19 protein-coding genes and 3 tRNA genes are annotated in these 21,970 nt (G+C 41.2%); 15 read left to right on the top strand and 7 right to left on the bottom strand.

Translation table 11 applies throughout. The annotated features are described in order from the left end of the window. A partial coding sequence (locus A9Z07_RS00890) for an acyl-CoA thioesterase (protein WP_069576226.1) occupies nucleotides 1-454 on the top strand: 454 nt, incomplete at its 5' end. Nucleotides 455-591: 137 nt separating this feature from the next. On the opposite strand, the gene A9Z07_RS00895 is transcribed toward A9Z07_RS00890, so the two are convergent. Then, nucleotides 592-777, bottom strand: coding sequence for a hypothetical protein (locus A9Z07_RS00895; RefSeq protein ID WP_004770385.1), 186 nt, complete (start codon nucleotides 775-777; stop codon nucleotides 592-594). Nucleotides 778-1,255: 478 nt separating this feature from the next. On the opposite strand from A9Z07_RS00895, the gene A9Z07_RS00900 reads away from it, so the two are divergent. The 7 genes from A9Z07_RS00900 to pgaD all read left to right on the top strand — a co-directional run bounded on the left by A9Z07_RS00900 (nucleotide 1,256) and on the right by pgaD (nucleotide 7,996). Beyond that, complete coding sequence (locus tag A9Z07_RS00900; protein WP_069576228.1) at nucleotides 1,256-2,269, top strand: CobW family GTP-binding protein; 1,014 nt, start codon at nucleotides 1,256-1,258, stop codon at nucleotides 2,267-2,269. 81 nt (nucleotides 2,270-2,350) lie between these two features. Continuing rightward, a complete protein-coding gene (locus tag A9Z07_RS00905) occupies nucleotides 2,351-2,881 on the top strand; it encodes a YaeQ family protein (RefSeq protein WP_069576230.1) in 531 nt (176 codons plus the stop codon). 30 nt (nucleotides 2,882-2,911) lie between these two features. Beyond that, a complete protein-coding gene (locus tag A9Z07_RS00910) occupies nucleotides 2,912-3,253 on the top strand; it encodes an FKBP-type peptidyl-prolyl cis-trans isomerase (protein ID WP_004770379.1) in 342 nt (113 codons plus the stop codon). 366 nt (nucleotides 3,254-3,619) lie between these two features. Next, on the top strand, nucleotides 3,620-4,021 hold the full coding sequence (locus tag A9Z07_RS00915; protein ID WP_004770378.1) for a hypothetical protein: 402 nt from the start codon (nucleotides 3,620-3,622) through the stop codon (nucleotides 4,019-4,021). Between the two features lie 258 nt (nucleotides 4,022-4,279). Further along, nucleotides 4,280-6,277, top strand: coding sequence for a poly-beta-1,6-N-acetyl-D-glucosamine N-deacetylase PgaB (pgaB, locus tag A9Z07_RS00920; protein ID WP_069576232.1), 1,998 nt, complete (start codon nucleotides 4,280-4,282; stop codon nucleotides 6,275-6,277). A gap of 12 nt (nucleotides 6,278-6,289) precedes the next feature. Continuing rightward, nucleotides 6,290-7,546, top strand: coding sequence for a poly-beta-1,6-N-acetyl-D-glucosamine synthase (gene pgaC, locus A9Z07_RS00925; RefSeq protein WP_062846540.1), 1,257 nt, complete (start codon nucleotides 6,290-6,292; stop codon nucleotides 7,544-7,546). Nucleotides 7,547-7,579: 33 nt separating this feature from the next. Then, nucleotides 7,580-7,996 carry a poly-beta-1,6-N-acetyl-D-glucosamine biosynthesis protein PgaD gene (gene pgaD, locus A9Z07_RS00930; RefSeq protein WP_005259094.1) on the top strand — a complete coding sequence of 139 codons (417 nt, stop codon included), beginning with the start codon at nucleotides 7,580-7,582 and terminating at the stop codon, nucleotides 7,994-7,996. A 131-nt stretch (nucleotides 7,997-8,127) separates the two neighbouring features. Here pgaD and A9Z07_RS00935 read toward each other — a convergent pair. Next, a tRNA-Leu gene (locus tag A9Z07_RS00935) sits at nucleotides 8,128-8,213 on the bottom strand. A 212-nt stretch (nucleotides 8,214-8,425) separates the two neighbouring features. On the opposite strand from A9Z07_RS00935, the gene A9Z07_RS00940 reads away from it, so the two are divergent. After that, on the top strand, nucleotides 8,426-10,186 hold the full coding sequence (locus A9Z07_RS00940; protein ID WP_069576234.1) for an alkaline phosphatase D family protein: 1,761 nt from the start codon (nucleotides 8,426-8,428) through the stop codon (nucleotides 10,184-10,186). Nucleotides 10,187-10,315: 129 nt separating this feature from the next. Here A9Z07_RS00940 and A9Z07_RS00945 read toward each other — a convergent pair. After that, a tRNA-Leu gene (locus A9Z07_RS00945) sits at nucleotides 10,316-10,401 on the bottom strand. An 8-nt stretch (nucleotides 10,402-10,409) separates the two neighbouring features. Further along, nucleotides 10,410-10,483 (bottom strand) — tRNA-Cys (locus tag A9Z07_RS00950). A gap of 152 nt (nucleotides 10,484-10,635) precedes the next feature. Here A9Z07_RS00950 and folD point away from each other — a divergent pair. From folD to A9Z07_RS00965, 3 genes are all read left to right on the top strand, one after another. Next, a complete protein-coding gene (folD, locus tag A9Z07_RS00955; protein WP_004770373.1) occupies nucleotides 10,636-11,484 on the top strand; it encodes a bifunctional methylenetetrahydrofolate dehydrogenase/methenyltetrahydrofolate cyclohydrolase FolD in 849 nt (282 codons plus the stop codon). Nucleotides 11,485-11,532: 48 nt separating this feature from the next. After that, nucleotides 11,533-12,201 carry a class I SAM-dependent methyltransferase gene (locus A9Z07_RS00960; RefSeq protein ID WP_069576236.1) on the top strand — a complete coding sequence of 223 codons (669 nt, stop codon included), beginning with the start codon at nucleotides 11,533-11,535 and terminating at the stop codon, nucleotides 12,199-12,201. Nucleotides 12,202-12,345: 144 nt separating this feature from the next. Further along, entirely contained in the window at nucleotides 12,346-12,627 is a 282-nt protein-coding gene (locus A9Z07_RS00965) for a GNAT family N-acetyltransferase (protein ID WP_069576239.1), read from the top strand. A gap of 56 nt (nucleotides 12,628-12,683) precedes the next feature. On the opposite strand, the gene A9Z07_RS00970 is transcribed toward A9Z07_RS00965, so the two are convergent. Continuing rightward, nucleotides 12,684-13,106 carry a hypothetical protein gene (locus tag A9Z07_RS00970; protein ID WP_004770368.1) on the bottom strand — a complete coding sequence of 141 codons (423 nt, stop codon included), beginning with the start codon at nucleotides 13,104-13,106 and terminating at the stop codon, nucleotides 12,684-12,686. A gap of 261 nt (nucleotides 13,107-13,367) precedes the next feature. On the opposite strand from A9Z07_RS00970, the gene glpK reads away from it, so the two are divergent. The 3 genes from glpK to glpD all read left to right on the top strand — a co-directional run bounded on the left by glpK (nucleotide 13,368) and on the right by glpD (nucleotide 17,475). After that, nucleotides 13,368-14,882, top strand: a complete 1,515-nt coding sequence (gene glpK, locus A9Z07_RS00975; RefSeq protein ID WP_047426602.1) for a glycerol kinase GlpK — start codon at nucleotides 13,368-13,370, stop codon at nucleotides 14,880-14,882. A gap of 53 nt (nucleotides 14,883-14,935) precedes the next feature. Continuing rightward, on the top strand, nucleotides 14,936-15,694 hold the full coding sequence (locus A9Z07_RS00980; protein ID WP_004770366.1) for a DeoR family transcriptional regulator: 759 nt from the start codon (nucleotides 14,936-14,938) through the stop codon (nucleotides 15,692-15,694). Between the two features lie 260 nt (nucleotides 15,695-15,954). Further along, nucleotides 15,955-17,475: a glycerol-3-phosphate dehydrogenase gene (gene glpD, locus A9Z07_RS00985; RefSeq protein WP_069576241.1), complete on the top strand. Its 1,521-nt coding sequence runs from the start codon at nucleotides 15,955-15,957 to the stop codon at nucleotides 17,473-17,475. Nucleotides 17,476-17,539: 64 nt separating this feature from the next. On the opposite strand, the gene A9Z07_RS00990 is transcribed toward glpD, so the two are convergent. Both A9Z07_RS00990 and A9Z07_RS00995 read right to left on the bottom strand, forming a co-directional pair. Further along, nucleotides 17,540-19,660, bottom strand: a complete 2,121-nt coding sequence (locus tag A9Z07_RS00990; RefSeq protein ID WP_069576243.1) for a TonB-dependent siderophore receptor — start codon at nucleotides 19,658-19,660, stop codon at nucleotides 17,540-17,542. Between the two features lie 196 nt (nucleotides 19,661-19,856). Then, complete coding sequence (locus tag A9Z07_RS00995) at nucleotides 19,857-21,686, bottom strand: phosphoenolpyruvate carboxykinase (GTP) (RefSeq protein WP_069576245.1); 1,830 nt, start codon at nucleotides 21,684-21,686, stop codon at nucleotides 19,857-19,859. Nucleotides 21,687-21,970: the final 284 nt, after the last annotated feature.

Genomic DNA, 21,970 nt, shown 5'->3' on the forward strand with positions numbered 1-21,970 from the left:
GACGCCTGATATGGCAAACTTTTCAGGCAATGTTCATGGGGGTACGATCCTCAAGCTGTTAGATCAAGTTGCGTATGCTTGTGCAAGTCGATACTCGGGGAGCTATGTGGTGACTTTATCGGTTGACCGCGTAAATTTCAAAGAGCCGATTTATGTGGGGGAACTGGTGACATTTCTGGCCAGCGTGAACCATGTTGGCCGTACTTCAATGGAAATCGGTATTCGTGTCGAAGCACAGAATATCCAGAATAGAACCATACGCCATACCAATACTTGTTATTTCACTATGGTCGCAGTTGACGAGCAGCGTAAGCCAAAAGAAGTGCCACAATTAAATTTAGATACTGAGTGGAAGCGTTGTCGTTTTGAGGCAGCAGAGCAACGTAAAGCAACGCGTTTGCAAGAAGTCCATCAACCTTCATGCAGTATGTTTAAAAAGTCAACGCAGTGCTAATGCTTTAAGTTTTAGATCATTTAAAATAAAAAATCGGACCGCAGCATGGTCCGATCTTTTTTTACATTGGTAATGAAATAAGCGTTAGATCATTACGAATGTTGGTCTAAAGATTTGGAGGAAATCTTTAGATCTGCTTAGTTTGTTGGTGCTGGAGTAGACGCAGGTGCTGTAGCATCAGTTGCAGCTTGAGTACCAGGTTGCTCTTGAGTTGAAACAACAACTTGGTCTTGAGTTTGAGCTTGTTCTTCAGCTGTTGCTGCGAATGAAGAAGCTGCTGCAAGAGTAAGAGTTGTTGCAAGAAGAGTTTTGATAAGTTTCATGTTTGGCATCCTTATTTCATTTAAAATAACAGCCATCAATGGATGATTCGGTTAATCCAAATCTCTCATTTCGGCATGAGGTCCATGCTATGGGCCAAACGTTTTTGCGGCAACATCCTTAACAATCTATTACGTCATTCTTAACAATATGAAATATTGGGTCGCTTTATGTAGTTGCAATGTAAAACAGCATGGAGAAATTAAGGATGAAAATGTATGGAAATATGTTTTTATGGTCAAAAAACAAGCTGGTTTTTTACGTATTTTAAACATTGATTTAAGTTTGACGAATATCTATTAATTGAATAAACCATTTAGTTTTCAACATTAAATAAGCTTTCTAGATATTGTTTGTGATGTATATCTCTTTATTTTTAATTAATGAGTCAAGAGGCAAATTATATTAAATCTCTATTCTTTAATTTATTTAATAAATTTTTCTCTTTAAAATGAAATAAATGTTTAATGCGAGTGCATCGTGAAATTTCTTGCTCCCAAAACGGTTCCAACCCATATTATTTCTGGTTTTCTTGGAGCGGGTAAAACCACTTTATTACAGCATTTACTGACGCAAAAGCCTGAGAATGAGACTTGGGCCATATTGATGAATGAATTTGGGCAAATTGGTGTTGATCAGCAATTGATTAGCCAACAGCAAGGTTATGCAGTTAAAGAGTTATTAGGCGGCTGTTTATGTTGTAGTAGTCAATTGCCGATGCAAATTGCACTTGCGCGTTTATTAACTGAAAGCAAGCCTGACCGTTTATTTATCGAGCCGACGGGTTTAGGGCATCCAGCTCAACTTTTGGAACAATTGACTGAGCCACATTGGCAAAGCAGTCTGGCGATGCGAGCTTTGGTAATTGTGGTAGATGGTAGTCGTTTGCATGATGAAGCATGGGTGAAGCAAAACCTATATACCGATCAACTCAAAGCGGCACAAATTGTGGTGTTATCTCATATCGACTGTATGACAGCAGCAGATCGTCAAGCTTATATGGCGTTAAAACAAGAATATGAACCTTATGTCCAATATTGGATTGAAGCTGAAAATGGACAAGTGGATATTCAACAATTAGATATTCAGCAGCAAGCGCTGCAACGAAAAATTCAGCCTTTATTAAAGATACAGCAAGCACAGCCGATGCATGCACCAAACGCTGAGATTAAACAACTTCCTTATCATTATATTGAAACAGCTCAGGGTTATACGGTCGCAGGCTGGAAACTTCCCAAACGCTGGCAGTTTGATTTTTATGATTTGCTGGATGTGTTGTGTGCGCAGCAAGACTGGGTGCGCATTAAGGGAATCTTTAATACCGATCAGGGCTGGAAAAGTTTTAATTTCAATCCGCAGCAATTTAACTATAAATCTGCCGAAGAGGGTATTGATAACCGGATTGAGGTGATTACGCAGTCTGAGCAGGATTGGCTGGCATTTGAGACCCAGTTGTTGGCTTGTCGCAATCCTGAAGATTCGTCGACCACCTGAATAATTCAGCGCATTCTTGCCCCTAAAATAGAGTATGCTTAGCGCCAAATTTTAGAGCATCGCATTTTAAGAGTATCGTTTATGGCGTTAAAAGCAACAATATATAAGGCAGACCTGAATATTGCCAATATGGATGAGCATATCTATGCTGATTACCAACTGACACTTGCTTTGCATCCATCTGAAACGATTGAACGTTTAATGGTTCGTATTCTTGCTTATGCACGTTTTGCCGATGAGCGTCTGGAATTTACCAAAGACTTGTTTGAAACAGATGAGCCTGCTTTATGGCAAAAAGATCTGACTGGACTTTTAGAAAAGTGGATTGAAGTGGGTTGCCCATCGGAAGATAAAGTCAAAAAGGCCAGCGCACGTTGTAAGCAGGTGGCAGTCGTGACTTATGGCTCACAGGCGGACGACTGGTGGCAGAAGAATAGCAAGATTAAAACTTTAAGCAATGTGCAAGTATGGCAATTGGCTCCTCAAACCACGCAAGCACTTGAAGGCTTATGCGAACGAACCATGCAATTACAGCTCAATATTATGGATGGAGAATGGTCGTTGATAAGTGACAAAGGTCAGGTCGACATTCAATGGCAACAATTGCAATAATCTTGGTTTGAGTAATTTGGAGAGATAGAAATGACTGCAGAATTAGAAATTATTGATTTAAAAGTAGGCGAAGGTAAAGAGGCAGTTCGTGGTGCTTTAATCACGACCCACTATACAGGCTGGCTGGAAGATGGCACAAAGTTTGATTCTTCACTTGATCGCGGCAACTATTTTGAAACCGTGATTGGTACAGGCCGTGTGATCAAAGGTTGGGATCAGGGCATTATGGGGATGCGAGTAGGCGGAAAGCGTAAACTAATCGTTCCTGCACACTTGGCTTATGGCACACGTAAGATTGGGAAAATTATCCCAGCTAATGCCAATCTGACTTTTGAAATCGAACTTTTTGATGTAAAAACGCGCGACGAATAACACGTTTGTCATGTCAAAATTAAAGTGATTTAGTCTTATTTTTGAGCTAAATCACTTTAAAATCAAATACCTATTAATACAAATATAATCTTTAACTAACATTTTGATTTTTATATAAATTTCTTTTATCTGAATTATACGGCAACCCAAGAGAAAAATATTGATTCTGTATACACTCCTGTATATCTTTGAGTTAAAAGAGCAATTTTCTACGATTCTATTTTAAAGCACGATTATTCAATACAGGTCGTGAAAGTTTGCACTTCGGGTCACTACAGGTAGATGGGGGAACAGTCACTTGTAGTTTATCCACGATAAAAATATGGCCATAAGCAACGATAAGAATTTGAGTGAGTAGAGGTGGGTATGAATGATTATTTGGATATCACTGCATCAGAATTATTAAGAGAGCTCGATCATTTTTTTCTGATCGATACGCATGATGGCGCACAGACCGGTTTCTGGGTCAATGAAAAAGCCCTGATGGATAAACATTACTGGCTGGATGGTGAATATAAAGTAGAAATTTTGAGATCATTACAGCCCTCACATCAATATGCACCGCATGATTATAAAATTACCCGCTTAGCATCAGGGGAAGATGACAGTAATGTGGTATTGCTGGAATATGATGGTGTCCATAAAAAAATATTGACCTTTCGCCGTGGAGAATGGGTGAACCGTTTGAATAAATATTTTTATCAAAAAGAGCGTCATTATTTACAGCAACTTGCAGAGCATCCAAACTTTCAGTCAATCCAGTATTAATTTAACTCGCTCGCTGCTTGAAAACTCCTAATGTTGCTTGTCATCTTAGGAGTTTTTAGATTTTTGTTAATCAATATGCAGTTATCGTGTGATTTATTTCATAAAAAATACTTTTAAGTTTATTTTCAGTTTTTAAAATTATAAATACAATCCATATTCCCAGCTGATCATTTAAATCATCTTGTGTTTCCATAAACGGTAAGATGATTCAGGCATGCTTTGCGATCAGCACATTTCTAATCTTGAGACGATATCTCTATGACAACACGTTTAGTGTCTCCGACCTTAAATGCATTTTTAGGTCTTGTGTTTGGCGTGGTTGCAAGCACCACTACTTTTGCGGCAAAACCAAAAATTGATGCGACCACCTTAACCGTCATTGGCTATCATGAAATCACAGACAGAAAAGATGCGCTGATTCCTAGTTATTCGGTGACTGCGCAACAGTTCAGTGAGCATATCGACTGGCTCAAGAAGAATGGCTATCACTTTATTAATGTTGATCAATTGATCAAGGCACATCAAGGTAAATATAAATTACCCACAAAACCTGTTTTATTAACAGTGGATGATGGCTATCAATCTTTTTATCAAAATGCTTATCCAATTATTCGTGCAAAAAAAATCCCGGTTGTTTTGGCTGTAGTCGGATCGTGGCTAGAACCAAAGGCGGGCCAAAAGGTGGACTTTGGTGGTGAGGAAATTGCACGTAATAAAATATTGAGTTGGGAAGAACTTAAAGAAATGCAAAACAGTGGCTTGGTAGAAATTGCCAGCCACAGCTATCATTTGCATCAAGGGATTAATGCCAATCCACAGGGCAATCTGGAACCTGCTGCAATTGCGCGAATTTATGATCCAAAAAGCAAAAGCTATGAAAGTGATGCAACTTATCAGGCACGTGTTTTTGGAGATCTGAAAAAGAACAATGAGCTGCTAAAAGCACATGGTCTACGTTCACCGCGTGTTATGGTCTGGCCTTATGGTCGTTATAATATGCAACTGGTACAAGCCGCGAAACAGCTCGGTATGCCAATTACCATTACACTGGATGATGGGGCAGACCATGCCAAGCAATCCTTACAGAATATGAGTCGTATTTTGATTCAGGGTAGTATGTCGACCAGCGCACTAGCACAAGAAATTAAAAACCGTGAATTGAACTTGAACGACAATAATCGTCCGCAAAAAATCATGCATGTCGATCTGGACTATATTTATGATCCAGATGAGAAGCAGCAAGAACGTAATCTGGATCACCTGATTGACCGTATTAATGGCATGGGCGTCAATACCGTCTATTTACAAGCTTTCTCTGATCCAGATGCCAATGGCTCAGCAGATATGGTGTATTTCCCGAACCGTCATATTCCAATGCGTGCTGACTTGTTTAACCGTGTGGCTTGGCAAATCCAGACCCGCACACCAGTACAACGTTTATATGCGTGGATGCCATTATTAGCTTGGGAGCTGCCAAAAACGGATCCTGTGTCAAAAGATCTGGTTGAAACCCAGCAGGCAAAAGAAGGTGACCATTTGAATATGGGCTATATCCGTCTCAGCCCATTCTCGCCAGAAGCACGTCAAACCATTAAGGAAATTTATCAGGATTTGGCAAAATCAACGCCGTTTGATGGTTTGTTGTTCCATGATGACGTGACCTTGTCTGACTATGAAGATGCCAGCCCTGAAGCTTTAGCTGCTTATGCAAAACAAGGCTTGCCGACCGATTTGGCAAAAATTCGTGACAATGATGCTGATTTGCAAAAATGGACAGCGTATAAGACACGCTATTTAGATGATTTTGCGATGGAGCTGGCAGGAGAGGTGCGTCAATATCAACCTTTCCTTGTTACTGCCCGTAATCTGTATGCACAAGTGGCGTTAAATCCGTATGCGGAAAACTGGTATGCTCAATCCTTAGAGCAATCGATTAACCGTTATGATTTCACTGCAATCATGGCGATGCCTTATATGGAGCAATCTGAGAATCCAGAAAAGTTCTACAGTGATATTTTAAATCGCGTGAAAAAATATCCAAATGGCATTAAAAAGACGGTCATGGAATTGCAGGCGATTAACTGGCGCAACAATGAAAAGGTATCTTCTGAAGAGATGTCAGCGACAATCAAGTCTTTATATGAGCAAGGTGCGATGCATATTGCCTATTATCCTGACGATCCGATCAAAGGACATCCAGATGTAGAAACAATGCATAAGGCTTTTAGTCTAAAATCATCTCAATTAGTACCATAGTGGAGTAATGAGATGAGTTGGATTGCTTTATTGTGGTCATACGCCATTAAGTTTGTTTTTTACTATCCCTTATTTATGTCGTATTTGTGGATGGTTGGAGCAATCATTTTCTACTGGAAAGAGCGTCAGGATCCGCCTTATCAGCAACCCGCCACTTTGCCTGAATACCCAAAAGTTGCGGTATTGGTTCCCTGCTTTAACGAAGGGGACAATGCCGAAGAAACCATTAGCCATGCATTGAAACTGGATTATCCAAACTTTGAAGTCATCGCAATTAATGATGGTAGTTCTGATAATACAGGTGAAGTACTGGATCGCTTAGCGACACAGTATGACAAATTGCGTGTGGTGCATTTGGCACAAAATCAGGGTAAGGCAATGGGATTGCAAGCGGGCAGTTTGATGACTGATGCTGAATTCCTGATCGGGATTGATGGCGATGCCTTGCTGGATCCACATGCTGCAAAATGGATGATGCGACACTTTCTGGAAGATCCAACGGTTGCGGCTGTAACAGGTAACCCACGTATTCGGACCCGTTCAACATTGCTTGGGCGGATTCAGGTTGGGGAGTTTTCTTCGATTGTCGGTATGATCAAACGTGCCCAGCGTACTTTTGGTCGTTTATTTACCGTATCTGGTGTCATTACCGCATTCCGTAAAAGTGCTGTGCATCAAGTGGATTATTGGTCACCGAACATGTTGACCGAAGACATTGATATTACCTGGAAACTGCAACGCGCAGGCTGGGATGTGCGCTTTGAGCCGAATGCACTGGTGTGGATTTTAATGCCTGAGACTTTGAACGGTCTATGGAAGCAGCGCTTGCGTTGGGCTATGGGCGGGGCACAGGTTCTGGTCAAGAATATTGATGTATTCCTAAAACCCAAATTAAATTTTTTATGGCCTTTGATGTTTGAGCTATGTTTGACACTCATTTGGTCATATTTGATGCTTATTATGGCTGTGATCTGGTTATTGCATTTTATTCTTGCAATACCGGCATTGGCGATCGTCAGCTCACCATTTTTACCGTATGGTAGTGGAATTTTATTGGGGGCAACCTGTTTAATTCAGTTTGCTTTAAGCAAATGGATGGATAGTCGTTATGAACCAAACCTAGGGAAAAATTATTATTGGATGATTTGGTACCCATTTGTGTTTTGGTTGATCACGATTACTGCTACAATCGTCGCCTTTCCAAAGGTCCTGTTGCGTAATGATGAAAAGCGTGCCCGTTGGATTAGCCCAGATCGTGGAATTCGTTGAATCGCAAAGATTCATTTTTGCTGAGAAAAAGCAATGAAAGCAGACAGTTTGATTATTGATGTACGTCGCCAGCTCCCATGGCACAAACGTTATTTTTCGACAACAACTACCGCAATGATGTGGGCAGCCTGGCTATTATTATGGCGTCCATTTATTTTGGTGTGGGTGTTGGTTGAATTACAAAAGACCCATATTGCCCAGCGTTTGATGTCGGCATTTAGTGATGGTCTTGAGCATGGTGTAACTGCCTTATTTATGTGTGCAGTTGCGTTATTGCTTTGGGGATTGTTGCCTGCCAAGCGTGTGCATCAAAAACATGTGGTGGAAAAGACACTGCCTGACTATGCACGTTATTTTGAGCTCCCTGAGCAAGAAATTCAGGCTGGACGTCAGCAGAAGGTGAGTGTTGTTCATCATGATGAGAATGGTAAAATTATTCGGGTGGAATAATCTTTATTGTTTTCTATCGAATGCCTGAGTCTTTTGCTCGGGCATTTTTATTTTGTAGTGTTAAATTTCAGGCATAAAAAAACCAGCTTACGCTGGATTTTTATTTGCACCATATTTCATTAGTTGAAAAATGGTGCCCGAGGCCAGACTCGAACTGGCACGCTTTGTGGGCGGGGGATTTTAAATCCCCTGTGTCTACCGATTTCACCACTCGGGCATGTGCGCAATAATAGAGGACACTTTAAAACTTGGCAAGAGTAAAACTCACTATTTGCTTTCTTTTCAAGCGATTCATGCAGTTATCTGATAAAAAATAAACGGCAAAGGCTTCTTTTCATGATTATTTCATTAAACTGAGATCAAAGCTTCATGTTGGCGAATTAACTTTACTCATTTATTTAAACGAATAAAAGTAAAGGTAGCTATCACATGACAGCAAAAATTTCTCGGCGGGAACTCATTCAAAAAAGTTTATTCGGTTTCGGCGCGTTATCTTTATCGGTTGGTTTCACAGGGTGTAATGATAGCTCTGATCAGGAATCTTCAACTTTAAAAGTCAATTTTGAACATGGTGTTGCCAGTGGTGATCCCTTGAAAGATCGTGTGATCTTATGGACACGTTTAACACCCAATGACAGCAGTGCACGTTTGCAAGTCACTTGGCAAATTGCACTGGATGACCAATTTAAGCAGATCGTAAAAACGGATAAGGTGACAACGGCTGCATCGCAAGATTTTACCGTGAAGGTCGATGCGACAGGGTTGATTCCAGATCAAAGTTATTTCTATCGTTTTATCTTTGGAGATAAAATTTCTCCAGTCGGGCGAACCAAAACTTTGCCCACCAGCACCTCTAAAGTCAGTTTTGCGGTGTGTTCATGCTCGAATTATCCAGCAGGCTATTTTTATGTCTATCGTGAAATGGCCAAGCAAAATGTCGATGTGATCATCCATCTGGGGGACTATATTTATGAATATGGTGCCACTGGCTATGCCACGGAAGAAGCGAAGGAGTTGGGGCGGACATTACCCGCAGATAATGATAAGGAAATTATCAAGCTGGATGATTATCGCAAGCGTTATGCACTCTATCGTGAAGATCTGGATTTGCAGGCAGCACATCAACGTCATCCCTTTATTGTAATCTGGGATGACCATGAGTTAGCCAATGATACATGGCGAGAGGGTGCGGAAAATCATCAGCCAGATGAAGGGCCTTTCTTAGAGCGTAAACTTGCCGCATTACAGGCTTATTTCGAATGGATGCCGATTCGTCCAGTTGATGATCAACATACCAAGATTTATCGCCAGTTTGACTTTGGCAGCTTGGTGCAATTGACCATGTTAGATACCCGTATTATTGCGCGTGATGAACAACTTGATTATGACGACTATCTGACAGCTACAGGACTGGATACTGCTAGGTTTCAGGCTGATTTAACTAATCCCGCACGTACTTTGATGGGTTATACCCAACGTGACTGGTTGCTTGGAAAATTGCAGCAATCAACAGCGACATGGAATGTCTTGGGTCAGCAAATTCTCATGACCAAAATGCTGGTACCTGCTGAGTTGCTGTTTGCGTTGGCAGAAATTACTTCGGGAAATCCGAGTGATGAAACTTTGGAAAAAATGAATGCACAGATTGCTGAGCTGATTACCCTCAAAATCCGTTTGCAGAAAGGTGATCCAACGCTGACTGCACAAGAAAAAGCACGTGTGTTAACTGTCGCGCCTTATAACCTTGATGCATGGGATGGTTATTTTGCAGAACGTGAAATTCTGTATGGCACTTTGGCGCAATTAAAGAAAAAAGTCGTGGTGCTGGCAGGGGATACGCACAATGCATGGTCTTCTAATCTATATAGTAAAGATGGTGCATTTGTCGGTGTAGAGCTTGCCACCAGTTCGGTGTCTTCACCGGGTTTGGAAAAGTACCTGAATATTCCTTTGGCGCAGTTACAGCAATTCGAATTTGCTTTTAATACACTGATTGATGAATTGAATTATTGCAATTTGAATCAGAGAGGGTATTTGATGGTTCAGTTTGATGAGACACACGTCCAATCCCAATGGATTTATCTGGATTCAATCAAAAAACCTGTATATGCGATTGATCAAAGCCGTGGCTATCAGTTAAGTCTGGATAAAAATTTATTGCCAATGAAAACTGCTCAACAGGTGGCGTAAATTTAAAAGTAGCAAAAGCCAAGCTATCATGCTTGGCTTTTTTTTTTTTCTTGTGACCCAAATTTCAGGCATAAAAAAACCAGCTTACGCTGGATTTTTATTTGCACCATAATTTCATTAGCTGAAAAATGGTGCCCGAGGCCAGACTCGAACTGGCACGCTTTGTGGGCGGGGGATTTTAAATCCCCTGTGTCTACCGATTTCACCACTCGGGCTTTACCAATGGAGGCGGAGGTCGGAATCGAACCGGCGTACACGGAGTTGCAGTCCGCTGCATGACCACTCTGCCACCCCGCCATCTCTTGGTGATGCACATATTAGCAATCTTTAAAAAAAAAACAATAGTGTTTATCGCGAATATGCACATAAAAACAACATCTAAAAGAATATTGGTCAAATTATCATGTATTATTTACCCAATTCATTCATACCCACTTTGGAGATGCGCTGTGGCATTGGTTTTAGACGGTCGTGCATTAGCAAAACAAATTGAAACGGATTTATTGGTACGTGTAGAAGCATTAAAAGCAAAATCGGGACGTACCCCAATCTTGGCCACCATTCTGGTTGGCGATGATGGTGCATCTGCAACTTACGTGCGTATGAAGGGAAATGCTTGCCGCCGTGTCGGTATGGATTCTCTTAAAGTTGAACTTCCAAAAGAAACCACAACTGAACAGCTTTTGGCTGAAATTGAAAAATTAAATGCCAATCCAGATGTTCATGGGATCTTGTTACAACATCCAGTACCTGAACAAATTGATGAAAGAGCATGTTTTGATGCGATTTCATTGGAAAAAGATGTGGATGGTGTGACTTGTCTTGGTTTTGGCCGTATGGCAATGGGCGAAGCAGCATATGGTTCTGCAACACCAGCGGGCATCATGACGATTCTAAAAGAAAACAATATTGAAATCTCAGGTAAACATGCTGTAGTGGTAGGCCGTTCAGCGATTTTGGGTAAACCCATGGCAATGATGCTATTACAAGCCAATGCAACTGTGACTATTTGCCATTCACGTACACAAAATCTTTCTGATCTTGTAAAACAGGCAGATATTATTGTGGGTGCAGTGGGTAAAGCTGAATTAATTCAAAAAGACTGGATCAAGCAAGGTGCAGTTGTTGTTGATGCTGGTTTCCACCCACGTGATGGTGGTGGTGTGGGTGATATTCAGTTGGTCGGCATCGAAGAAGTTGCGTCTGCTTATACACCAGTACCAGGTGGGGTAGGTCCAATGACCATCACCACATTAATTCGTCAAACCGTAGAAGCTGCTGAAAAAGCATTAGGATAAGCATCAACAACCCCTCGCTAAGAGGGGTTTTTTTAGAATTAAACAAATATGAGCTGTACTTTTCAATTTGCCAAAGCCCCTGAGCAATTGCTTAAAGCATTGCATGAGGTGATTCCAAACACGGATTTGCTGGCACAGCAACTACCTGAAACACCGATTTCACTCTGGTTAATTCCACCTGTATTTCCAACAGATCGTTTAGATGATGAAGTAATCCGCAGAATCTGGAATGAGACACCGTACTGGATTTTTTGTTGGGCATCTGGACTGGCAATGGCGCAATGGTTATTGGCAGAGCCGCATCATGTCAAAGATAAAGTGGTGCTGGACTTTGGCGCTGGATCTGGTGTGGTTGCCATTGCAGCAAAAATGGCGGGCGCAAAACGGGTGATTTGCTGTGATATTGATCCTGTCAGTTTGGCATCATGTCGTGAAAATGCACTATTGAATGATGTTGAACTGGAATATCTGGACGATTTATATCAAGCAGAGCAAGTCGATGTGCTGCTAGCAGCCGATGTACTCTATGATCAATGTAATCGTTTCTTTTTAGATGAATTTTTGAAATTTGCACCTGAAGTGTGGGTGGCAGATAGTCGGGTGAAGAATTTTAGTCATCCTCAATATCTAAAAATTGACGAACGTAGTGCCACAACGTGGCCTGATCTGGATGAATCCAAAGAATTCCGAAATGTGAGTTTTTATCGTACTAAATAAAAGTGATTGTGGTTAAGGATGACCACGATTGTCTCATAAATAAATATAAAATTTTAACAAAGCAGGGTTAACGCCCATGTTAAAACATTGAAGTTAAAGAATGAAATTTTGCGACTGGATTGAATAACAAGATGAGGAGCGCACATGGGAATTGAACAAACTGATGACGGTAAACATGGTTCATTCAAGCTGTTGAAAGATGGCGTGCTAGCGGGAGAAATGGCGTATACATGGGCAGGAGATAGCATGTTAATTATTGACCACACGGATGTCAGCGATCAATTTCGTGGTCAAGGTGTTGGACACAAGCTTCTACATGAATTAATCGCATTCGTCAGGCAGCGTCAGGTGAAAGTCATTCCGTTATGTCCTTTTGCAAAATCTGTATTTGATAAAGATCTCTCTATTCACGATGTTCTAAAATGATAAAAAAAAGGACGTATTCTGAGCTGGATACGTCCTTTTTTTCGCAATCAGCCTGATCAAGAACAGGTGTAACGTACAACTTTTAATGTAGTTGGACGTGTTTCAAGCGCCTGACGGGTCGCATAACCTTCGCTATTATTTAAGTCTGGTGAGTTCGATAGACCAAAAGTTGCGCGACTGTTACCGAGTTTGACGCCGTATTGTTCTTGCTGTGTCGGATTCATAATTTCATTAACGCTAAGCACTGAAATTTTGTAGTTTTTTTCTGCACCTAACACTTGCTTACAAGCGTGTTGTAACTTTTTCTCGTCAATATCACGATTGCTGTGAGCGGCAAGTGTATAAGCAATCGTCGCCGAAGTTGTTGTTTTATTTTCAATTTGATAGCCAGTCACACCATTATATTGATGTGGACTGCTTTGACAGGCTGCAATAAGAAGAGTACCGCTTACAAGAAAGAATAAATTCGTTTTTTTCATATCAATGGTCCTGTTATTTCTGCTTTTAGTATCGCATAAAAACAGTTTTTTATTGTGAGTTATCTTTAAAACACGGGCTATTCATCGTTTTTATGTTCAAAGTTAAAGAAAGAATTTTCGTTTTCGAACAATTTTGCATATAATCTGCCAAGTTTTTTATTTAATACAGAAGTCATTGCTTTTTTGCAGTATTTAGAGCCCGTTTTTTAACGGGCATTTAATTTATTGCACTATACACAAGCAAGTCTGGATAGGTATGTCATGATCTCTACAGATAGTCAAAAAAAATACGTGGTTGCATTTGACCAAGGTACAACGAGTTCACGTGCAATCGTATTGGATCACGATGCGAATGTCATCAGTATTGCTCAGCGTGAATTTACGCAAATTTACCCACAACCAGGTTGGGTTGAGCATGATCCTATGGAAATCTGGGCGACGCAAAGCGCAGTATGGGTAGAAGCTTTAGCGCAGGCAAGCATTTCAAGTGATCAGATTGCAGCGATTGGGATCACTAATCAACGCGAAACAACGGTCATCTGGGATAAGCAGACAGGTAAACCTATCTACAATGCAATTGTATGGCAAAGCCGTCAAAGTAATGAGATTTGTAATCAGCTTCGTCAGGATGGTTGGCAAGACTACGTGCGTAAAGTGACGGGCTTGGTGATTGATCCATATTTCTCGGCAACAAAAATTAAGTGGATTCTTGATCGTGTTGAGGGAAGTCGTGAGCGCGCAGAACGTGGCGAACTGTTATTTGGTACCGTTGATACATGGTTGTTGTGGAAACTGACCAATGGTCAAGTCCATGTGACTGATTACACCAATGCATCACGCACCATGTTATTCAACATTGAAACATTGGAGTGGGATGACAAGCTACTTGAAGCATTAAACATTCCGAAAGCAATGTTGCCAGAAGTGCGTAGTTCTTCTGAAGTCTATGGTTATACTCACACCATTAGTGGTCAGGAAATTGGAATTCCAATTGCCGGGATCGCGGGTGATCAACAGGCAGCCTTGTTTGGTCAAATGTGTGTTGAAGTCGGTCAGGCAAAAAATACCTACGGTACGGGCTGTTTCTTGCTCATGAATACAGGTAAACGTATTGTTCAGTCAGATCACGGTTTGTTGACCACGATTGCATGTGGTGCGCGTGGTGAAGTGAACTATGCATTGGAAGGTGCGGTGTTTAATGGTGGCTCATGTGTACAGTGGTTACGTGACGAGCTGAAAGCCATTAATGACTCACATGATTCTGAATACTATGCAACCAAAGTAAAAGATAGCAATGGGGTCTATGTTGTGCCTGCCTTCACGGGCTTGGGTGCACCGTATTGGGATCCGACTGCACGTGGTGCGATTTTGGGTATTACTCGTGGTGTGAGTATTGAACACATTATCCGTGCAACCTTGGAATCGATTGCGTATCAGACACGTGATGTACTGGATGCCATGCAACAGGATTCGGGTGAAAAGTTACGTACCTTACGTGTGGATGGTGGGGTAACGGCAAATAACTTCTTGATGCAGTTCCAAGCAGACATTATGGGCACTTCGGTAGAGCGTCCAGCAATGAAAGAAACAACGGGTATGGGCGCAGCCTTCCTTGCGGGCCTGGCCGTCGGTTTCTGGTCTGACTTGAACGAATTAAAAAGTAGAATGACCATTGAAAATACCTTTACGCCAGAATGCGGTCAGGAAGTGACTGAAAAACTGTATAAAGGTTGGTTAAAAGCAGTCGGACGTACTCGTGATTGGGCGGAAGATTAAGCTAAAATAACCAGATTGAGTAAGACGTAAAAAATAATACAGGATGGATGAGCATGAGCTTGATATTGCGCCAACAGAAAACCCTCGAGTTAGTGAGAGAACGTGGCTATATCAGTATTGAGGAGCTTGCTCAACATTTTGATGTTACCCCGCAAACCATCCGTCGTGATATTAATCAATTGGCGGATGAAGGGTTATTACGTCGTTACCATGGTGGCGCAGCGCATGATTCAAGTGTAGAGAACACTGAATATACGATGCGTGTCGGCCATATGCTGGAAGAAAAAAGAACGATTGCAGCCGCTGTCGCTGCAGCCGTTCCAGATCATGCTTCATTATTCATCAATATTGGTACCACAACCGAAGCAATTGCGCATGCATTGTTAAACCATACTGGTCTGCGGATTATTACCAATAACCTCAATGTTGCGAAAATCCTCAGTACCAAAGAAGACTTTGAAGTTCTAATTGCCAGTGGTCGTGTTCGTCCAGATGGTGGGGTAATTGGACAAGCGACTGCGGACTTTTTTAAACAGTTCAAAGCCGATTATGCACTGGTCGGGATCAGTGGAATCGAAGAGGATGGGACTTTACTGGATTTCGATTTTCAGGAAGTTTGCGTTTCTCAAGAAATCGTTTCCAGCGCACGTCAGGTTTTTCTTGCTGCCGATAGCAGTAAATTTGGTCGTAATGCCATGATTCGCTTAGGTTCACTCAAGCAGGTGGATTGTATTTTTACCGATCAGCAACCGAATGATGCCTTTATGAAAACCATTCAGGAACTGGATGTTGGTTTGATTATTGCAAAATAAATCTTCATTTTCGAAAAATTGTTACTTTTCTTGAGCTAAAGGCTTTTGGCTCAAGAGCACTTTATTAAAATAATCCTGATTCTCTTATAAATACTAGCTTTCCATCGTTTTTATCTTTGCATTATCTTACTTTTCATTTTTGACCATTTATCTAAAAATGTTTAGAAATTGGGTTTTTTGCGCTCATTTTTTATTGTTTATTTTCATTTAACATGTTTAAATGTTCGTAATTGAACAATAATGAACATTTGCGGTGATTTATGCAAACTTCTCCTCAGCTAAATGACAAAATTTATGATCTTGCTGTGATTGGTGGTGGTATCAACGGTGTTGGTATCGCAGCTGATGCATCAGGACGTGGTTTGTCTGTCTTCTTGTGCGAAAAAGATGATTTGGCGAGCCATACATCTTCTGCAAGTAGTAAGCTCATTCATGGTGGTCTACGCTACCTTGAACATAAAGAGTTTCGCTTGGTGCGTGAAGCATTGGCTGAACGTGAAGTATTGTTAGCAAAAGCACCGCATATTATCCGCCCAATGCGTTTTATCATGCCGCATCGTCCGCATTTGCGTCCAGCTTGGTTAATTCGTACAGGTTTATTCTTCTACGATCATCTTGGTAAGCGTGAAAAATTATTGGGCTCAAACAATGTCTATTTTAAAGAAGACAGCCCTTTAAATGCGGCGATTACCCGTGGTTTTGAGTATTCAGATTGTGCGGTCGATGACGCTCGTCTGGTTGTGCTCAATGCCATGCATGCCCGTGAAAAAGGTGCAGATATTGTGACGCGTACCCGTTGTTTATCAGCACAACGTGAAGGGCAGTATTGGGTGGTTGTTCTGGAAAATGAAAAAGGCCAATTCCAGATTAAAGCAAAAGCTTTGGTGAATGCTGCTGGTCCTTGGGTAGCGCAGTTTATCAAGCAGGATTTACAGCTTAAATCACCATACGGTATTCGTTTGATTCAGGGTAGTCACATTATCGTGCCGAAGCTGTATGAAGGCGACAAAGCATTTATTATGCAAAATGATGACCGTCGTATCGTCTTTGCGATTCCATATCTGGATCAGTACACCATGATTGGAACGACAGACCGTGAGTATCAAGGTGATCCAGCACAAGTGAAAATTACCCAGGAAGAGACCGATTATCTGATCAAAGTGAGCAATGCACACTTTAAAAATCAGTTAACGCAAGCGGATATTGTGTCGACTTTTGCGGGTGTTCGCCCATTGTGTGATGATGAGTCTGATAATCCATCTGCCATTACTCGTGACTATACCTTAGCACTGTCTAAAGAGTCGGCTGATCAAGCACCATTACTTTCAGTATTTGGCGGTAAATTAACCACTTACCGTAAGCTTGCTGAGTCTGCTATGCAGCAGTTAAAACCATTCTTCCCTGAAATGAAGGGTAGCTGGACTGCAACAGAAGCTTTACCGGGTGGTGAAAATATGGAGTCGGCTGAACAGTTGGCAAAAGAAATTCGCGCACAAATTACAGATGCTTCTGAAGCTTTAGCAAAACGTTGGGCATCTGCATATGGTTCGCGCATCTGGAATATTTTGGGTGATGCAACTTCGGTTGAGCAGCTTGGACCGCATTTCGGTCAAGGTTTGTATGCAAAAGAAGTCGATTACTTATGTACTTTTGAGTGGGTAAGCAATAGTCAGGATGTTTTATGGAGACGTTCTAAGCTTGGTCTAAACTTTGCGCAAAGCGAGATTGAAAGTTTAGATGCGTATTTGGCAAATAAACCACATACAACTGTTGCCGCTTAAGTCTTTTCATAAAAAAAAGCCCCTTATCTGAATGATCGGTAAGGGGCTTTTTTGTGGCGATTGATTAGTATTTAAATTTGAATGCAACCGTGTAATTTGCTGGTGCACCGTAATAACCTTGACCACCAGATAAACCTGTTAAGTATTTTTCATTGGTCAAATTGTTACCATTGAGCTGAACCAATAAGTGATTATTCACTTCATAGCTAGCCATTGCACTGAGTAGTGCATAAGAGTCCTGTGTAATTGATGAATATGAAGTATCTTCAATATCATCTTGCCATTTCACACCAGCGCCAATTTTAAGCTTTGGTAGTTGTGGAACCGTATAGGTTGCAAGTAAATTAATGGTTTGGGTCGGTATATTGGCACGTGCTTTATCGCCATTTTCCATATTTTTCAGACTCAAGCTGGTGAGACCAAAGACCAGATTTAAGTTGTCTGTGACATTGCCTGATAAGCCAACTTCAACACCTTGGCTGCGCATAGTACCAATTTGAGAGGCATATTTCCCTGAGCTTGTGTCCCAGAGTGGATTTAAGGCAAAGTTTTCTTCATCGGTGCGGAATACAGCAAAATTACCTGTTAAGCGACCATCCAACCATGAACTTTTGATCCCCACTTCATAGCTTTTGCCTTCTACTGGTGCAGCAGTTTCACCTGTTGCAGAGTTGAGAACAGTTTGCGGGCGGAAAATTGAAGTATAGCTCATATAACCTGTATATTCAGGATTGAAGTTATAGGTCAATCCAGCATAAGGCGAAGTTTTATCTTTGCTGTATTCGGTGGTTTCAACTTCCGAGAAGTTAACACCTAAGATAAGTTTGAGATCATCTGTAAGGTGGAGTCGAGTGGCTGCATGCGTTGATTTTAGTGTTGAATCTTCATCGGCAGCATAATAAGTATCACCCCATGTTTGTGTTGATGGAGACCAGCTTTCAAGATCAGTTGTAATTGTATTTAAGCTACTGCCATATTGATATTGGCTTTGTGCTGTGTAATTTAACCAAGAATAACCAATACTTAATTCATGACGCTGACCAAATAAGGGGAATGTTCCTTGAATATTAGCATTCGCGGCTTTCTCACGAAAAACTTGATTATAAATCTCAGGGAATAAGGAGATACCAGAGGTATTGTCTGATGAAGATGGATTGCCAGAAAGATAGAGCATTTGATCGTCTACTTTTGAGCGCTTGTAATTGTAAGTTACTTTTGCAACCCAATCGCCACCTAATTTTTGTGAAATATCGGCAAAGTAGTTGTCAATATTCCAGTCATAAAATGTCCATGGAGATGCATAGTTATAGTTTCTTGGATAGCTGAGTTGTTGTCCTGCATCATTAATTAAAGGTAATGATCCCCATTGTGAGCCATTGGTATATTGGTTTAAGCGAGAGTAGCCGACAGTTGCTGTTGTTGAGGGTGTTAAATCTGCTTCGACAATCGCTTGAACGCCATTTTTCTCTTCCGAGTATTTATCTAAATAAGAATTACCTGTTTTTTCAAAGGCACTGACACGAGCACGGACATTGCCACTTTGAGTTAAGGCACCCGAAATATCTGCCTCATAGCGTTGCGTATCCCATGAACCATAGCTAACACCAGCATTGGCTTGGAATTCTTTGGTTGGGCGTTTACGAATGTAGTTAATGGTCGCACCTGGGTCGCCGAGCGCATTGGTTAGAGCATCTGCACCTTTAATGACTTCGATACGATCATAAAAATAACTGTCAGGATCGACATTGTTATAGTTGTAGCTATCGAGTTGAGGGAAGCCAATACCGTCATAGAGGATGTTGGAAATATCGAGACCACGTGCAGTATAGGTCGTACGGTTGGTTTCTAGACCAGTTACAGTAACGCCGGGTGTGTTATTTAAAATATCGCGGGTTGTTGTTAAATTAAAATCATCCATTTGTTGGCGTGTGACAACATTGATGGTTTGAGGTGTTTCTTTGGCTTCGATATTTAGTTTGGTTGCACTTGAGCTATTTTTAATGGTGTAAGCTTTAGTTTTTTCGCTAGTACCATCATCCTGAGTAGCTTGAATTTTAATTGTTGGGAGTTGTTGCGATCCTTCATCAAGTGCATGGCTATATGAGCTGATACTGACTAATGTAGAGATTGCTAAAAAGAGAGGAGTGCGTTTGAACAGCGGAGAAGAACTCATGCCTACAACCATGTAAATGAGAAATATTATTATTACAATTATTGTTAATATTCGTTAACTTTGCAATTTATTTTGTCTAAAGCTTAATGGGAATAGTTAGAGCTAAGCAGGGGATTGATAGAAAATTTCGAAAAGCCCTTAAAAAAGGCCGCCTAAGCGACCTTTTTACTCTCTCTGAATCCCTTTTTAAAGAGGGATGTGAAAGAAATTAAGCAGATTTAACAGCTGCTAATAATTCATTTTGACGATCTTTAAGTGCTTGAGGTAAGCGATCACCAAGTTTAGTAAATAGCTCGGTGTGGCTTTCAAGTTCTTTGATCCACTGGTCTTTATCTTGCGCTGTTACTGTTTCGAATTGCTCTTTAGAGAACTCAATACCAGTCCAGTTCAATTGTTCATAAGTTGGAACGTAACCGATTGGTGTTTCAGTCGCTTCAGCACGGCCTTCACAACGATCAATGATCCACTCAAGAACACGCATGTTTTGACCAAAACCAGGCCATACGAAGTTGCCTTCAGCGTCACGACGGAACCAGTTTACGTTGAAGATTTTTGGTAATTTGTTACCAGCAGCTTCAGCTTTCGCGCCAACTTCTTTGCCTAGTTGTAACCAGTGACCGAAGTAATCAGCCATGTTATAACCAGCAAATGGAAGCATTGCGAATGGGTCGCGACGAACGATACCTTGTTGACCAACAGCCGCAGCAGTTGTTTCAGAACCCATAGTTGCAGCTTTATAAACGCCATCAACCCAGTCAAATGCTTCAGAGACTAAAGGCACTGTGTCTGCACGACGACCGCCGAAGATGAATGCCGAGATTGGTACACCCGCTGGATTTTCCCAGTCAGCATCAATCGAAGGGCATTGACCCGCAGAAACGGTAAAGCGTGAGTTTGGATGTGCAGCTTTTTCGCCTTCAACGTACGGCTGGCCTTTCCAAGTGATAAGATCAGCTGGAACTTCTTTAGTTAGACCTTCCCACCATACTTCGCCGTCTTTAGTCACTGCAACGTTGGTATAGATAACATCTTTATGCATCGTTGCGATACAGTTCGGGTTGGTTTTGGTATTTGTACCCGGCGCAACACCGAAGAAACCAGCTTCAGGGTTGATTGCGTATAAGCGACCATCTTCACCTGGTTTGATCCAAGCAATATCGTCACCTACAGTCTCAATCTTCCAGCCTTCATAGCCAGCTGGTGGAATCAACATTGCAAAGTTAGTTTTACCACAAGCAGAAGGGAATGCTGCTGCGATGTAGTGTTTTTCACCTTGCGGATTGGTCACGCCTAAAATAAGCATGTGTTCAGCTAACCAGCCTTGTTCACGACCCATTGCAGAAGCAATACGTAATGCTAAGCACTTTTTACCAAGTAAAGCATTACCGCCGTAACCAGAACCGTAAGACCAGATTTCACGAGTTTCTGGATAGTGAACGATATATTTTTCGTTATTGCATGGCCAAGCAACATCTTTTTGACCATCTTTAAGCGGTGCAGCAACCGTGTGTACACATGGGATGAATTCGCCATCTGTGCCTAACACGTCATAAACTGCTTTGCCCATACGTGCCATTTTTGTCATGCTGACAGCAACGTAAGGAGAATCTGTTAATTCGATACCGATGTGAGCAATGTGGCTTCCTAAAGGACCCATCGAGAAGGGAACCACATACATGGTACGGCCTTCCATTGCGCCGTCAAATAATCCATTTAATTTTGCGCGCATTTCCGCAGGTGCAACCCAGTTATTTGTTGCGCCAGCATCTTCTTCATTTTGTGAACAGATATAAGTGCGGTCTTCAACACGAGCAACGTCAGAAGGATCAGAATTTGCAAGATAAGAACCAGGATGTTTTTCTTGGTTGAGCTTTTGCATGGTGCCGTTAGCGATCATCAAGTCCATTAGACGTTGATATTCCTCTTCGCTTCCGTCACACCATTCGATATTTGCTGGTTTGGTTAATTTTGCAATTTCTTCCACCCATGCAATTAGCTTAGGGTGACGAACGAATTCTGGTGCGTTCACTTGGGTCATGGTGATGCCTTTTTAAAGTGTGTACAACGTACAAGTTCTATCTACTGGATGACAGTAAGACAGATGAAGTAAAAAAAGTGGCTGTATTAAAGCATAAAATCATAAAAAATATAAGACTAAAGAATAGGGTAGGGTTTAAAGCATGGAATCCACTTTTGTTTTTAAGCTATTGTTTTTATTTATTTTAATCATTTTATATTTTGCTATTTTGTTTTTTTATATATGTTATTTTTGTTATAAATTTTTAATAAAAACAAATATTTAGTATATTTTAAATTTTCTTG

The organism is Acinetobacter sp. YK3, assembly GCF_001729365.1.
Taxonomy (GTDB): domain Bacteria; phylum Pseudomonadota; class Gammaproteobacteria; order Pseudomonadales; family Moraxellaceae; genus Acinetobacter; species Acinetobacter vivianii.

Bases quoted from the DNA above. Each gene is read 5' to 3' on its own strand.
- A9Z07_RS00915 (WP_004770378.1), top strand. From the start codon at position 3,620: ATGAATGATTATTTGGATATCACTGCATCAGAATTATTAAGAGAGCTC.
- A9Z07_RS00940 (WP_069576234.1), top strand. From the start codon at position 8,426: ATGACAGCAAAAATTTCTCGGCGGGAACTCATTCAAAAAAGTTTATTC.
- glpD (WP_069576241.1), top strand. From the start codon at position 15,955: ATGCAAACTTCTCCTCAGCTAAATGACAAAATTTATGATCTTGCTGTG.
- pgaB (WP_069576232.1), top strand. From the start codon at position 4,280: ATGACAACACGTTTAGTGTCTCCGACCTTAAATGCATTTTTAGGTCTT.
- A9Z07_RS00980 (WP_004770366.1), top strand. From the start codon at position 14,936: ATGAGCTTGATATTGCGCCAACAGAAAACCCTCGAGTTAGTGAGAGAA.
- A9Z07_RS00990 (WP_069576243.1), bottom strand. From the start codon at position 19,660: ATGGTTGTAGGCATGAGTTCTTCTCCGCTGTTCAAACGCACTCCTCTC.
- A9Z07_RS00910 (WP_004770379.1), top strand. From the start codon at position 2,912: ATGACTGCAGAATTAGAAATTATTGATTTAAAAGTAGGCGAAGGTAAA.
- A9Z07_RS00995 (WP_069576245.1), bottom strand. From the start codon at position 21,686: ATGACCCAAGTGAACGCACCAGAATTCGTTCGTCACCCTAAGCTAATT.
- pgaC (WP_062846540.1), top strand. From the start codon at position 6,290: ATGAGTTGGATTGCTTTATTGTGGTCATACGCCATTAAGTTTGTTTTT.
- A9Z07_RS00965 (WP_069576239.1), top strand. From the start codon at position 12,346: ATGGGAATTGAACAAACTGATGACGGTAAACATGGTTCATTCAAGCTG.
- A9Z07_RS00895 (WP_004770385.1), bottom strand. From the start codon at position 777: ATGAAACTTATCAAAACTCTTCTTGCAACAACTCTTACTCTTGCAGCA.
- A9Z07_RS00905 (WP_069576230.1), top strand. From the start codon at position 2,351: ATGGCGTTAAAAGCAACAATATATAAGGCAGACCTGAATATTGCCAAT.
- A9Z07_RS00970 (WP_004770368.1), bottom strand. From the start codon at position 13,106: ATGAAAAAAACGAATTTATTCTTTCTTGTAAGCGGTACTCTTCTTATT.
- glpK (WP_047426602.1), top strand. From the start codon at position 13,368: ATGATCTCTACAGATAGTCAAAAAAAATACGTGGTTGCATTTGACCAA.
- pgaD (WP_005259094.1), top strand. From the start codon at position 7,580: ATGAAAGCAGACAGTTTGATTATTGATGTACGTCGCCAGCTCCCATGG.
- A9Z07_RS00960 (WP_069576236.1), top strand. From the start codon at position 11,533: ATGAGCTGTACTTTTCAATTTGCCAAAGCCCCTGAGCAATTGCTTAAA.